Source organism: Marinospirillum insulare DSM 21763 (assembly GCF_000686905.1).
Classification (GTDB): domain Bacteria; phylum Pseudomonadota; class Gammaproteobacteria; order Pseudomonadales; family Halomonadaceae; genus Marinospirillum; species Marinospirillum insulare.
Genome location: NZ_JMLW01000019.1, coordinates 45,891 through 60,753, shown reverse-complemented (window position 1 = coordinate 60,753; position 14,863 = coordinate 45,891). Strand labels below are relative to the sequence as shown.

The 14,863-nt window shown below is 42.7% G+C and carries 10 protein-coding genes; 4 read left to right on the top strand and 6 right to left on the bottom strand.

The features are described from left to right. The 3 genes from BP27_RS0109185 to BP27_RS0109175 all read left to right on the top strand — a co-directional run. A partial coding sequence (locus tag BP27_RS0109185) for an IS30 family transposase (RefSeq protein ID WP_036239939.1) occupies window positions 1-348 on the top strand: 348 nt, incomplete at its 5' end. Further along, window positions 345-1,232 (top strand): EH signature domain-containing protein, encoded by an 888-nt coding sequence (locus tag BP27_RS15810; protein WP_160169834.1) that lies wholly within the window; start codon window positions 345-347, stop codon window positions 1,230-1,232. The genes BP27_RS0109185 and BP27_RS15810, both read left to right, overlap by 4 nt. A 600-nt stretch (window positions 1,233-1,832) precedes the next feature. Next, complete coding sequence (locus tag BP27_RS0109175; RefSeq protein WP_160169833.1) at window positions 1,833-4,319, top strand: DEAD/DEAH box helicase; 2,487 nt, start codon at window positions 1,833-1,835, stop codon at window positions 4,317-4,319. A 178-nt stretch (window positions 4,320-4,497) separates the two neighbouring features. Here the strand turns inward: BP27_RS0109175 and BP27_RS0109170 are convergent, their stop codons facing one another. From BP27_RS0109170 to BP27_RS0109150, 5 genes are all read right to left on the bottom strand, one after another. After that, window positions 4,498-5,397 carry a hydroxymethylglutaryl-CoA lyase gene (locus tag BP27_RS0109170; RefSeq protein WP_027851305.1) on the bottom strand — a complete coding sequence of 300 codons (900 nt, stop codon included), beginning with the start codon at window positions 5,395-5,397 and terminating at the stop codon, window positions 4,498-4,500. A 183-nt stretch (window positions 5,398-5,580) separates the two neighbouring features. Continuing rightward, complete coding sequence (locus tag BP27_RS0109165) at window positions 5,581-7,602, bottom strand: acetyl/propionyl/methylcrotonyl-CoA carboxylase subunit alpha (RefSeq protein WP_027851304.1); 2,022 nt, start codon at window positions 7,600-7,602, stop codon at window positions 5,581-5,583. A gap of 32 nt (window positions 7,603-7,634) precedes the next feature. Beyond that, window positions 7,635-8,420 carry an enoyl-CoA hydratase-related protein gene (locus BP27_RS0109160; RefSeq protein WP_027851303.1) on the bottom strand — a complete coding sequence of 262 codons (786 nt, stop codon included), beginning with the start codon at window positions 8,418-8,420 and terminating at the stop codon, window positions 7,635-7,637. 21 nt (window positions 8,421-8,441) lie between these two features. After that, window positions 8,442-10,049: a carboxyl transferase domain-containing protein gene (locus tag BP27_RS0109155; protein WP_027851302.1), complete on the bottom strand. Its 1,608-nt coding sequence runs from the start codon at window positions 10,047-10,049 to the stop codon at window positions 8,442-8,444. A gap of 381 nt (window positions 10,050-10,430) precedes the next feature. Beyond that, the gene (locus tag BP27_RS0109150) at window positions 10,431-11,600 is read right to left on the bottom strand and encodes an isovaleryl-CoA dehydrogenase (protein ID WP_027851301.1); all 1,170 of its coding nucleotides are present in this window, start codon (window positions 11,598-11,600) and stop codon (window positions 10,431-10,433) included. Between the two features lie 229 nt (window positions 11,601-11,829). Here BP27_RS0109150 and BP27_RS15805 point away from each other — a divergent pair, with 229 nt between their 5' ends. Then, window positions 11,830-13,881, top strand: coding sequence for a putative bifunctional diguanylate cyclase/phosphodiesterase (locus BP27_RS15805; protein ID WP_051610479.1), 2,052 nt, complete (start codon window positions 11,830-11,832; stop codon window positions 13,879-13,881). Here BP27_RS15805 and BP27_RS0109140 read toward each other — a convergent pair. Continuing rightward, window positions 13,867-14,733, bottom strand: a complete 867-nt coding sequence (locus BP27_RS0109140; protein WP_027851300.1) for a LysR family transcriptional regulator — start codon at window positions 14,731-14,733, stop codon at window positions 13,867-13,869. The genes BP27_RS15805 and BP27_RS0109140 overlap by 15 nt on opposite strands. Window positions 14,734-14,863 lie beyond the last annotated feature (130 nt).

Genomic DNA, 14,863 nt, shown 5'->3' with positions numbered 1-14,863 from the left:
AATGCGATTATCGAGTTGTTAACACCCTTTGCTTCTGTTGGTTTAGTACATACTCTAACGGCAGATAATGGTAAAGAGTTTGCTGAGCATCAAGCCATTGCAAAAGCACTGAATTGTGACTTTTACTTTGCAGACCCTTATGCTTCTTGGCAACGTGGATTGAATGAAAATACAAATGGCTTAATACGTCAATACTGCCCCAAAGGTTCATGCTTTAAGCACTTAGATGATGAGCATTTTGAATTCATTATGCATCGTTTAAATAACCGACCTAGGAAAACACTTGGAATGAAAACACCAAATGAAGTATTGTTTGAAGAATTACAGGCTGTTGCACTAGCAAGTTGAATCCAAGTATTCAAAGAATAAGAAAGTTAAAAGAAGGACGGTGGGATGATGTTCTTATGGAGATTAGGAAAAAAGATGTTGCGAATGCAATGTATGAAGGAAAAAAACTATTAGGTCATCTAGCTATAGAGTTACTAATAGATAAAGTTAAAGGAACACCCACGGATGATTGGTTAGAAACAATTATTGAAATAGCAGGTGATCCAAGAGTAGCAAATACTGCAACAAATTACCGTAAGTGGTGGCTGCCAATTGGCCAAGAAAAGATTGCTAAAGTTCGTGGCTGGTTAGCTAAAGAGGATCTTAAACTTTTCTTGAAAGCTGTTGATGAGTACGGGAAACTTGCTGGAGATAAAGACTTGCTGCGTATGTTTCCAGCACGCAAAAAGTTTTTGGAAGGTTTGTTTGAGCAGGGTTTAGTACGTAATGCTAGGTTGATGTTAGGTACTGAAGCTGCAGGGTATGTAAAAAAAGCACTTGATAAAGACTATCAAATAAACCACATTCTCTTGACAGGTGGTCTAAAAGACAAGGCAGTAATCTATTTGGATTGTTCTAATTTTTATATAGTTGAAGGATCGCATAATTTTAAAATATGGGTCTATTTAGCCAAACCAACAAATATATTTGACTCTTATTCCCCCAACTTTAGCTTGGAATATAGCGATTTAACTAGTAGTGTTATAAAAAGTTATTTAACTAAATTTCCTAACTGGCCTTATGTGGGTGTTACTCATAATAATAACTGGCTTAATAATGTGATTGACTTTCTTTATACAAATGGTCGAAAAGTAGAGCTTGAAGATATTATGAGTAAAGTAGATTACCCAAAATATTTAGAGCGGTATGGTCAGCCCTACCTTAAAAAAAGTAAATTTAATTAAAGATGTTGAGATAGTTAAATGAGTTTAATTGATACAATAAAAAAATTGCTTAGCAATGAAACCCTAGAAGAGTTAGCTCTGTATCAAGCTGTTGCTAACTCGACAGGGCTTTTATTTAGTGTTGAAAAAGCTCTTTTTTCAGAATTTGAGCAAGGTGCTAAATCTTCTATTCAACATACCTTGCTTAAAATGCTAGCTGAACAGAACTTAGCTACACAGCTACCTAATGGTTTTCATCTACCCAAAGAGGTTGTCTGTTCCTTGTTAGCTGATTCCGAGGAAGAAGATATTGCACTCGCTGAAGTGTTAGGTATCGCTCCTAGATTAGTTGCCGACTTCCAGTTACAGGTTAAAGGTGTTACCACAGGTAGAGGGTTTAGTGTAGAGATCTTTATAAAACATACTAGTTATGGCGAGCTACCGGTTACTATAAATGGTCCTTACATTCAATTGCCTGGTCAGAAATTTGCACGATTGAATACAGGGCAGTTATTTGGTTTAGACGCTTGGCAAGCGCATAAGAGCCTTATTCCAGAAGAGCGGGGTGAAAGTGAAAACTTACAACTTATCGCTAAATTACAAGTAGCAAAAAACTCTGGCATGGAAGTTGATTTGAGACATTTTGAAAACCTTAAAGTTAATGCACCTGAAAGTATTGGGGTGCTGGCATCACAGAATCTTGATGGTAGTTTATCGCTACGACCAACTATTGCTTCTTTGACTAATGATCAACTTGAGTCTCGCTGGGGGCAAGTTTTAAGCTCTGAAGACAAAGGTGTGCTAAGAGTTGAAAATACTATTGTCCTTTTAGATAAAAATAAACGTAAAGCGATAGATGAAGTTTTCAAAAATAAGCACATTCCTAAAGAGCAAGTTAAAAAATTTATCGAAAGCCCAAGTGCTTTTTTAGATGCCTCTTTAATTGATTTGGATGTTGGTTTTTCTGCAAGAGTTACTGGAATAGGTGAGTTAATACACTTATCGTTTGGTGAACTAGATACTGAAAAAAATCAGTGGTTTAGTGATGATTTAAGCTATGGGTTTGATGCATCAAAAGTTATTAGGAATCTTGCATCAGTAATAAAATGTCCTGAAGACTTAGAGCGTTTTGAAAAACAGTTTGATGCAGCAGAAGCAACTAATAGCAAGTTAGTTAGTTTCGATGACCAGGTTATTGATGTATCTGATTCAATAGCTATACAAGAGCAGATAGAAAGCCTCCACAATAGCTTTGAGTCTAATGAAAGTGCTGGCTTTTCGGAACAAAAAGTAAGTAATGTTGCTGGTTTTGGCAAACCTAAGCATTTAACCCTTCTGTTAGAAGAGTCACAAGAAAATAATCAGCGTCTTTTAGAATCAGCAAAAACTATTAAAAATAACGTTCATACAGTTAACTGGTCAATTACTCAAAGAAAGCCCTTCAAGCATCAAGAGTTGGGTGTCGAATGGGCGGTAGACTTAATTACTAAAGCCATAAATCCTGTTGGAATTACAAACGAAAAAATTCAGGGTGCACTACTGGCAGATGATATGGGGCTAGGTAAAACCTACATGTCACTTATCGCGATTGCTGAATATTACCGTTTACTATCAAGTTTAAATAAAACCTGCAAGCCTATTTTAGTTGTGGCACCTTTAAGTCTTCTAGAAAACTGGAAAGACGAGGTGGCGCATACCTTTATTAATTCACCTTTCTTAGATATAAAAATCTTACAGCCAGGTAAGGATTTAAAAGATTTTCGTGTGGAAGGTGTGCAGCGCGAATCGGCACAATTACAAGAGACATTAGCGAATAACGAAGACTTTGATGGAAAAATTAAATACGCATTAAAAATAGGTTCAAATGCGGGTATTGATCGTTTAGATTTACCAAAACGCCTTGTGCTAACTTCTTATGACACTTTACGTTCTTACCAGTTTTCTTTATGTAAAGTTGATTGGGGTTTAGTGTTTTTTGATGAAGCTCAAAACATTAAAAACCCTAATACTATACAAACGCGTGCTGCCAAGGCGCTAAAAGCAGATTTTAAAATGCTAGTAACGGGTACTCCTGTCGAGAATAGCTTAGCTGATTATTGGTGTCTATTAGATACCGCCCAACCTGACTTATTGGGTGATTGGAAGGTTTTTAGAGAAAACTGGGTTTCACCTATTGTTAACGCGATCCCAGAAGAGAGGCATGATATTCGGCTAGAAGTTGGTGCAAGACTTCACCAAGCTACCGGTAATTTCATGTTAAGAAGAACCAAAGAAGAAGAACTAACTGGTTTACCTAGAAAAAAATTTTATATAGGTAAGCTGCTTCAAGAGTCAGCTAGTAACATTGAGCTAATGCCTTCCATAGGTTTAACAATGAAAGGTGAGCAGTTAAAAGTTTACGATCAAACGTTGAAAAATTATCAGCAAGGTTTAGATGCAGATGATAGTAAAAATTCTGCACTAACAACCCTAGCTGCTCTCCGTAATATAACACTTCACCCCAATTTAAATGGGGCTAGTTTTAACTCTGAAGGAGTTGTTGGTAATGCTAAAGCATTTATGGATGCTTCAGCAAAGCTATTGGCACTAAATAGTATTTTAGAAATCATCAAGACTAAGCAAGAAAAGGTGATTGTATTTTTAATTAATAAGAAAATGCAGTTACTTCTTAAGCAGGCACTAGATGAAATTTATAAGCTAAACATTGATATTGTTAATGGTGATACTAAAGCAGTTGCTGATAAAAAAAATGACTCAATGACACGCAAAGGAATAATTCAAAAGTTTGAAAAAAAAGAAGGTTTCAATATTATTATTATGTCACCTATTGCTGCTGGTGTTGGATTAACTATAGTTGGTGCTAACCACGTTGTTCACTTAGAGCGTCACTGGAATCCAGCAAAAGAAGCTCAAGCAACAGATAGGGTTTATAGAATTGGTCAGACTAAAAATGTACATATTTATTATCCCTTCAGTTTGCATGCAACAAAACCCTCATTCGATGAACATCTAGCTTTATTACTTGATAGAAAACATTTACTAAAAGAAGCGGTAATAAGTCCAGAGCCTGTAAATGAAGAAGAAGTAATTAGTAGCTTGTTCAGTTAAATTGCCCTCGATATGATTTATGATAAAGCTAGTACTTTATTAAGTAATGACTAAAAAGCTATGTTATTTAAGTTGTCAATATTTTTATTGCCTGATTTTGTTATATTTAAAGCTACCAACACTAGGTTTATATGCTCTAGTGCTAGGTAGCTTTGGATGAGCGGGAGAGCTGGTGTAGTTACCCAGCCATCATGGCTATACCTACTTTTGAGCGGTTGGGGCGGTTGATACTGCGGGTTATCCAATCACCCGTTGCGGCAAGTTTTTCTAGATTTATACCGCTTTTTATGCCCAGTCCATTTAGCAGATAAATCACATCTTCACTGGCTACGTTGCCGGCTGCACCTTTAGCGTAGGGGCATCCGCCTAAGCCTGCAACCGAGCTGTCAATAACTGCTATGCCTTCTTCTAATACTGCGTAGAGGTTGGCTAGAGCTTGGCCGTAGGTGTCGTGAAAGTGGGCGGCCAGTTTACTCATAGGAATGTGCTGGCTAACTGCTTCTAACATACGTTTGGCTTTTAGCGGTGTGCCTACACCCACGGTATCGCCTAAAGAGATTTCGTAGCAGCCCATTTCAAACAGGGTTTTACTCACTTCGGCAACTTTGGCGGGTGCGATTTCACCTTCGTAAGGGCAGCCCATCACTGTTGAAACATAACCCCGCACGGGAATGCCAGATTTTTGTGCCAGTTCTATAACGGGTGCAAAGCGTTCGAGTGATTCAGCAATGCTGCAGTTAATATTTTTTTGGGTGAAGCTTTCTGAGGCTGCACCAAATACGGCGACTTCTTTAACACCGCACTCTAAAGCACTTTCTAAACCTTTTAAGTTAGGTGTTAGCGCTGCGTAGGTAACGCCTGAGCGGCGCTGAATGCCAGTCATGACTTCACGCGCATCGCCCATTTGTGGCACCCATTTAGGTGATACAAAGCTAGCGGCTTCTATGTAGCTAACACCAGCGTCGCCTAGGCGGTCGATCAATTCTAGCTTAATAGCGGTGCTGACTGGGTTGGCTTCGTTTTGTAAGCCATCCCTAGCGCCAACCTCAACTAATCTTACAAAATCTGGAAAAGCCATTTGTTATCTCCTAATAACTATCTGCGTAGCTATTACTGTGTTAAAAACCTGCTCAAAATGCTCATTTACAAACACGTAAACTGCGCGTTATCACAGGTTTTTGCCTTGTACTAGCGTCCTCGATGACGTTATTCAGCATTTATATTGGCTACTCATTTAAGTAGACCAGCTTGCCTAGTTCAATCACTCTTCGTCGGCATCAAATTTAAGCAGTTCTGCACCTTGCGAAACTAAATCACCAGCAGCAAAGAAAAACTCAGCCACTTTACCGTCAGCGGGTGCACTTAGGGTGTGTTCCATTTTCATGGCTTCAATAACAATTAGTGAATCACCTTTTTTAACCGCTGCACCAGCTTCAACCAGTAGCGTTACCACTGAACCGTTCATAGGTGCAGTTAGGCTGGCGGTGGCTTCTTCAAATTCGTGGCTGTCTAAATCTGGGCGTAACCACTGGCAGTTAAAGTGTTCGTCGTTGGTAAACAGGGTTAGGTCATTGTTGAGGTCAGCAACATGAATGCTGCGGTGATGACCATTAACCACTGCATCTAGGCGGTCGTCTGTTAGGCGGCCTTCAACCAATAACTTATGCTCACCTACAAAAACAGTCCAGAAGTTTTTGGCGCTGTTGCTTTTGGCAACCACTCGCACGTCGACTGGCTCGTCTTTTCCAGGTAGAGCAAAACGAAGGCTCAGCGCTGGATCGGTGTTCAATCGCCAGCCACCAAAGCCATGCCAAGGTGAATAAGGATCAATCGAATGTTTGGCTTCAGCTTGGCGTTCTTGGTCTAGCTTTAAGAGGGCATAAAGTGCCGCTAGTGCGAGCAGGTTAGGGCTGTAGCTACCGCCCTTTTTAGTGAAGAGAAGGTCTTCATTGCGTTCAATAAAGCCGGTATCAACATCAAAGTTTTGGAAGGGTGCAGCTTCTGCTAAACGCTTTAAAAATTGGGTATTGGTTTTAACCCCAGCAATGCGGTATTCACCCAAGGCTTGTGCCATGCGGCTGAGGGCTGCTTCACGGTTAGTATCCCAAACAATGAGTTTGGCTATCATGGGGTCGTAATAAATACTGACTTCATCGCCTTCCAATACACCCGTGTCGACACGCACATGGCGGCTTTCAGCTGGAGTTCGCAGGTAGCTAAGTGTACCTGTGGCAGGCAGAAAGTCTTGGTCTGGGTCTTCAGCATAAATGCGTGCTTCAAAGGCATGGCCATGAATGGCTAAGTCTTTTTGCTGTTTAGGCAGAGGTAAGCCAGCGGCAATTTTTAACTGCCAAGCCACCAAATCTTCACCGGTAATCATTTCGGTAATCGGATGTTCAACCTGCAAGCGGGTGTTCATTTCCATAAAGAAGAAGCTGTCATCGGCATCTAATAGAAACTCAACCGTTCCAGCGTTGACATAACCTATAGCTTGGGCGGCTTTAAGTGCAGCATCACCCATCTTGGCGCGGAGTTCTTCGCTCATGCCCGGTGCTGGCGCTTCTTCAATCACCTTTTGGTGGCGACGTTGTACTGAGCAGTCACGTTCAAAGAGGTAAACACCGCTGCCTTGCGAGTCACAGAACACTTGAAATTCAACGTGGCGTGGCTTAACGAGGTATTTTTCAACCAACATGGTGTCATCACCAAAACCGTTAATTGCTTCACGTTTAGCTGCGGCTAGGGCTTCATCAAAATCGCTGGCTTTTTCAACAATACGCATTCCTTTACCACCACCACCTGCAGTGGCTTTTAGGAGTACGGGGTAACCAATTTTTTCTGCTTCAGCTTTAATCAGTTCAGGCGATTGGTCTTTGCCGTGGTAGCCAGGTACAAGCGGAACACCAGCATTTTCCATAATAATTTTTGCGGCAGACTTAGAACCCATGGCTTCTATGGCTTTAATGGGTGGGCCAATAAATACTAGGTCTGCGGCATCACAAGCTTTTACAAATTCACTGTTTTCGGCTAAAAAACCATAGCCTGGGTGAATGGCTTCTGCACCCGTTTGCTTGGCAGCAGCGATGACTTTATCAATCATTAGATAGCTGTCACGTGCAGGTGCAGCGCCTAGGTAAACGGCTTCATCGGCCATTTTTACGTGCAGGGAATCTCGATCTGCATCAGAATAAACTGCAACACACTGAATGCCCATTTGGTGAGCGGTACGAATAACGCGGCAAGCAATTTCGCCACGGTTGGCAATTAGGATCTTACGGAACATAGCGCGTTCCTCTTCAAGTCAAAGGGGTTAAATTACTGCCAATTAGGCGCTCGTTTTTCAAAGAAGGCGCTGAGTCCTTCTTGGCCTTCTTCGGATACACGAATTTTGGCAATTAAATCGGTGGTGTAGTCTTGGGTGGTTGCATCGGCTGGGCGGTCGGCAACAAAGTTGACCAAGGCCTTGGTGTGCGCCACGGCTTGCGGACTATTAGCTAGCAGTGTGGTTATTAGCTGTTCTATTTGGCTGTCTAGGGAATCTTCGGCAACCACTTCATCCACCAAGCCCAGTTGTTGGGCTTTGTCCACGTTTATCACTTCTGCGGTTAAGGCATAGCGGCGCATGGCACGCACACCTAAGGCTCTGACCACATAAGGGCTAATAACCGCAGGCGAAAGACCGATTTTTACTTCTGAAAGGCAGAAGCGAGCTTTAGCAGTAGCCACCACTAGATCACAACAAGCAGCTAAACCCACTGCACCACCATAGGCGGCACCTTGTACACGGCAGATGGTTGGGCAGGGCAGGGTGTCGAGTTCGTGCATTAACCTAGCCAGTTCTTGGGCATCTTGTTTGTTTTCGGCTTGGCTGTAACTGGCCATACGTCTCATCCAGCCTAAATCGGCACCAGCTGAAAAGCTTTTTCCTTCTGATCCAAAAACTAACACTCGAGCTTTTGCTTCTCGCACTGCGGCTAGCTTGTTGAGTATTTCTGCTATTAAGTGGTCATCAAAAGCATTGTGAACGTCTGGGCGGTTAAGCGTTAAGTAAGCCACACCACGCTCGTCGATTGTTAGCAGAACGGTTTGAGTGGTCGTCATTTTCTTCTCCTTAAGCAGCACTTACATGCGGAACACGCCAAAACGTGTCGGCTTGTTGGCGGCATTTAATGAAGCGGAAATGGCTAAACCCAAGGTGTCACGGGTTTGAACTGGGTCAAGAATACCGTCATCCCATAAACGTGCGCTGGCAAAGTAGGGGTGGCCTTGGTGCTCGTACATTTCACGGGTGGGCTTTTTGAAAGCTTCTTCTTCTGCTTCAGACCATTCTGTACCATTACGCTCGTGCTGTTCACGTTTAACTTGCGCCAGTACGTTGGCAGCTTGTTCGCCACCCATGACAGAAATACGAGCGTTAGGCCACATCCACATAAAGTTAGGATCATAAGCACGGCCACACATACCGTAGTTACCGGCACCAAAACTACCACCAATTAAAATGGTGAATTTAGGCACTTGGGCGCAGGCAACAGCGGTGACCATTTTGGCACCGTGCTTGGCGATACCTTCATGCTCGTAACGCGAACCCACCATAAAGCCGGTGATGTTTTGTAGGAACACAAGAGGAATGCCACGCTGGGCGCAAAGTTCAACAAAGTGAGCGCCTTTTTGAGCGGACTCTGAAAAAAGCACGCCATTGTTGGCTAGTATGCCGACTGGGTAGCCGTGAATACGGGCAAAGCCAGTGACTAGGGTTTCACCATACCAGCGTTTAAATTCATCAAATTCTGAACCATCGACCACACGGGCAATTACTTCACGCACATCGTAGGGTTTGCGTAAATCAGTACCCACAATGCCGTAGATTTCTTCTGGGTCATAAAGCGGTGGGCGTGAAGGTTGAATGTCGAGTTCACCTAGTTTTTTCCAGTTCAAGCGACTAACCGAACGGCGAACCAGTTGTAGGGCATGTTCATCGCTGAGTGCGTAGTGGTCAACCACACCAGAAATACGTGCGTGAACATCGGCACCGCCTAGGTCTTCAGCCGTGACCACTTCACCTGTGGCAGCTTTAACTAAGGGTGGGCCTGCTAGGAAAATAGTACCTTGTTCTTTAACAATAATGGATTCATCGGCCATGGCAGGTACATAAGCACCACCGGCAGTACAAGAGCCCATAACCGAAGCAATTTGGGGAATCCCTTCGCTAGACATAGTGGCTTGGTTGTAGAAAATGCGGCCAAAGTGATCTCTGTCGGGGAAAACTTCATCTTGGTTGGGTAGGTTAGCACCGCCGGAATCGACTAGGTAAATACAAGGAAGGCGGTTTTTACGGGCAATTTCTTGCGCTCGCAAGTGCTTTTTAACCGTGAGCGGATAATAAGTACCGCCTTTGGTGGTGGCATCGTTGGCAACAATAATGCATTCCACACCAGAAACACGGCCAATGCCGGTAATAATGCCAGCGCTGGGTACAAAATCATCGTAAACATCAAGGGCGGCAAGTTGTGAGAATTCTAAAAAAGGTGCGCCTTGGTCGAGTAGGCGTTCAATACGTTCGCGAGGTAGAAGTTTACCGCGACTTAAATGGCGTTCTTGGGCTTTAGCGCCACCGCCTTGTTTTACTTCGTCTAGTTTGGTGTGCAGGTCTTTAATAACTTCGCGCATGGCTGCATCATTTTCTGCAAACTGCGGCGATCGGGTATTTATCTGCGTTTTAATCACGGTCATTTCAGTGATCCTTTTTTGTAATAGTTTCAGCTGGTGCTTTATTCGCGTATTAAGTAGGTGCTTTATGGCGTCGGTTGTTGTTTTTCGGGGCGCAATAAGTACGCCTTAAGTGGCATTCCAGAGTACAGCTGCTGTTCGTCAGGACGCTACAAGTACTTCCCTGTAAGCTCTGCTGCTGCGTCCTGCAGCAGAAGCCTGACTCATTAGCAGGCTGTACTCTTTGGTAAGCAGTCTTGTCAGTATCGCCAGCAACTTACATGAGCTGCGGCCTAGGTTGTTGTTTATCGGGCTTCTGCAACATGGATGTTGCAGTTGAGTTTACAGGGACGTATTCACAACGACCCGATAAACAATACCTAGGCTAGAGCAGTTCGTTAGAAGCTAGCGAGACTCGTTAAAAATCTCACGTCCAATTAGCATACGGCGTACTTCACTCGTGCCTGCACCAATTTCATATAGCTTGGCATCACGCAATAAACGGCCTGTTGCATATTCGTTGGTGTAGCCATTGCCGCCTAGTAGTTGGATAGCATCCAAAGAAACTTGCGTCGCTTTTTCAGCACAGTAAAGAATGACACCAGCAGCATCTTTACGGCTAACTTCACCACGGTCGCAACCTGCGGCTACTGCATAGAGGTAAGCACGGCAAGCTGTCATGGTGGAGTACATATCAGCAATTTTTCCTTGAACCAACTGGAATTCCCCTATGGGTTGGTCAAACTGCTTACGCTCATGAATATAAGGAACAACGATATCCATGGCTGCTTGCATAATACCAATAGGGCCAGCTGCTAGTACGGTACGCTCGTAATCTAGACCGCTCATAAGAACGCGAACACCTTTGCCCTCTGCACCTAATACGTTTTCTGCAGGTACTTCACAGTCTTGGAAAACCAACTCACAAGTATTTGAACCACGCATACCTAGCTTGTCTAATTTCTGGTGACGTGAAAAACCGGGTGAATCACCTTCTACAATAAAAGCGGTAATGCCTTTAGAACCAGCAGAGGTGTCGGTTTTAGCGTAGATAACAAAAGTATGTGCATCAGGGCCATTAGTGATCCACATTTTGTTACCATTAAGCACGTATTTATCGCCTTTTTTGTCAGCGCGTAACTTCATGCTCACTACGTCTGAACCCGCATTAGGCTCAGACATGGCTAATGCGCCTATGTGTTCACCCGAACAAAGTTTAGGTAGGTATTTTTCTTTTTGTGCTTGAGTACCATTGAGTTTAATTTGGTTTACACAAAGGTTGGAATGCGCTCCATAAGATAGACCAACCGAAGCTGATGCGCGGGAAATTTCTTCAACAGCGATAGAATGAGCTAAATAACCCATGCCAGAACCGCCAAATTCTTCAGGAACGGTAATACCTAACAAACCCATATCACCAAATTTTTTCCATAGATCCATAGGAAATTCATTGCTACTGTCAATTTCAGCAGCACGAGGTGCGATTTCAGCAGCAGCGAAAGCATTGATAGATTCGCGCAGCATATTCAGGTCATCGTCCAAGCCGAAGTTCATATCTTTAAAAATGGATTGCATGGTGTATCCCTCTGCTGTTTTTTTGTTTGAAGACTTATTTCTATAGTTAACGAACTTTAGGGTAAGTTGACGTTAACGTAAAGCTAAATTTAATGACTAGACCGTCATTGCCAATTATAAAAGTAGTAAAGCCTTAGTTTTACTGTTGTTATTTTTACTTTCTGGTTCTAATCTAGCGTTGACAGCAAGGTCGCTATTGAAAATTACATTAACCAAAATAGGAAATACCTTGAGCCTTGAAACTTTAAGTCGTCAGCAAGCAATTTTAGAAGCCGCCAATGAGATGATTATCACTGTATCCTTAGATCAGCGTCTAATGTATATCAATCTTGCTGGTCGTCGGATGCTAGGTATTCCTGCAGCACTAAACTTAGATTTAGAAAGAATTTATGTGCGTGATTTGCATTCTAACGATGTCTATCAACAGTTAGATCAGCAGATTTTTCCTCAGGTTATAGCTGCCAGCGAAGCCTGGGAAGGCGAGTTAGAGTTTTGTGATTTAATGGGCGAGTGTTTTCCAAGCCATTTAACGGTCATCCCTCATACAAGCAAAGAGGGCAAGGTTTTATGGATTACTGGTATAGCCAGAGACCTGCGCCGTAGAAGAGAGTTTGAATCTCAGCAGCGTTTGGCGATGCGAGTGTTTGAATCCACCATTGAAGGCATCATGGTGACCGACGGTCGCGCTAGAATATTGCAGGTGAACTCTGCTTTCACTGAAATTACGGGTTATCAAGCTGAAGAAATTTTAGGTTTAACCCCTAAAATTTTACAATCAAATCACCATGATGCAGCTTTTTATAAGGCTATGTGGGCGAGTATTGCGAAATATGATCGTTGGCAGGGTGAGGTGTGGAATCGTCGTAAAGATGGCAGTGTTTATTTGCAATGGCTGTCCATTAACTGTGTACGTAATGAGCAGGGCGAAATAGAAAACTACATTTCGATTACTCATGATTTAAGTGAGTTACGCGCTAAAGAAGCCCAAATTCAGCATTTAGCCCATCACGATCCTTTAACTGGTTTAGGTAATCGTCACCAGTTAAATGAGCGTTTACATCAAGCCGTACGTCATGCCAAAAGCCAGCAAGAAGAATTAGCTTTAATACTTTTTGATTTAGGTCGTATTCAAATTATTAACGAAACTTTAGGGCACAACTGGTGTGATCGGCTGATTAGTGAACAAAGTAAAAAGCTCCAAGCTTTAGTGGGTGATGCAGACACCTTGGTAAGAGTTGGGGCCGATGAGTTTGCTGTGTTAATTGAAGACTATGAGTCAACCCATGATATTACCCAGCTTGCTTATGACATTAAAAAGAAGTTACAGCAGCCAGTAACAATTGATGATAAAGAAGTCACTTTAAGTCCTTCGATAGGCGTAGGCTTTTTTCCTACCGATGGGTTTGATGCGGATACCTTGTTAACTAACACTCAAACAGCCTTAAGTGAAGCTAAGAATTCTGGGCGCGATACCTTCCGTTTTTTTGATCATAAAATGAGTGAAAATGCCCGTCAGTTACTTAAGCTAGAGCAAGCGCTGCGCACGGCTATTAGTGGCGAAGGTTTAAGCTTGCATTTTCAGCCTAAAGTACAGCTGGTTGACCAACAGCTTTATGGTGTTGAAGCCTTAATTCGTTGGCAGCACCCTGAGTTAGGGCCATTATCCCCAGCGGTATTTATTCCTTTAGCAGAAGAGTCGGGGTTAATTGTTGAAATAGGGGCTTGGGTTATAGAGGAAGCCTGTAGAGCTATGGTACGTTGGCGCGATGCTGGTTTAGCGATACCTAGAGTTGCTATTAATATTGCTGTACAGCAGTTAGAACAAGAAGATTTTCCTAGTTGGTTAGAATCAGTCATTAAAAACCATCAGTTAAGCTTAGATAACTTTGAATTAGAAATTACTGAAACGGGTTTAATGGCTAATGAGTTGTGTGCTTTAGCTACGCTGAGTAGTTTGCAAGAAAAAGGCTTTCGTATTGCTTTAGATGACTTTGGTACGGGTTATTCTAGTTTGTCTTACCTGCGTAAATTACCCCTTTCAACCTTAAAAATTGACCGATCTTTTGTTATGGATATGGGTAATGATGATACCAGCCTCAGCATAGTACAAACTATTGTTCAGCTGGCGCACAACCTAAAGTTAGACTTAGTAGCCGAAGGTGTTGAAGAAGAAGCTCAGGCTAGGCAGCTATTGGCTATGGGCTGTCAGTTAGCGCAAGGCTTTTTATATTACAAACCTTTGCCTGAAGACGAGTTGGTTAAGCTGCTAGCAAAGTCTTAACAACTGAATCATTTGATGCGCTGCGTTTGAAAGCGTGCGCTCACGGTGATGCAAAAAACCCAGCGGACGGGTTATTGGCTGATGATCTAGTTTTAGTACCACTAAGCTTTCATCTATTAAAGTTTCAGGTAACAAACTCCAACCTAAGCCTATCGACACCATCATTTTGATGGTTTCCATATAATTGGTTGAAAGGGTGACGTTTAACTCCAAGCCTTGTTCTTTGAATACTTTGGTCACTATTCCTCGTGTAAAGGTCTGTTGGCCTGGCAAAACCGCATCGTGTTGGGTTAAATCCGCTAGTTTTAGGTTATTCAATTTACTAAGCGGGTGATCTTTTGCCACCACAAACCTAAGTTGATCTTGCCACACAGGCACCACCACCAAAGCAGGGTCGGGTTGGGGTGCCAGGGTTACAATTGCCAATTCTAAATCGCCCGTTAAAACACCCGCATAGGCCTGCTCAGAATCTTGAAAACGCATATCCAATTTTACTTGCGGATATTGCTGAGTGAAGGTTTTTAATAAGGGTGGTAAACGGTGCAAGCCAATATGGTGGCTGGTTGCCAGGGTTAACGAGCCCTGAATTTCACCGCTTAAATTGGCTAGCATGCGGCGCGTATCTTTTAAATCCGCCAACAAATGCCTAGCTCTGGGTAAGAGGGCATTACCTGCTTGGGTTAATTTGATATTGCGCCCAATTCTATCAAACAGCTTTTGGTTCAGCTGCTCTTCTAAACTGGCAATGCGTTTACTAATTGCTGGTTGAGTTAGGTGCATTTCAATAGCAGCAAGCGAAAAAGAGCTAAGTTCGGCCACCGCGACAAAAGCCTGCAAGGATTGAATGTCCATCTTGGCTAGCTCCCCCCTAAAAAGAGTATTTCAATTAGCCAGCATTCCAAAAAGTTATGTTTAATATGAATGCTATGAATTGGTTTTATTAAAGCCTAGGTATTATTATGAGTGCAAGTCTGATTAAAGA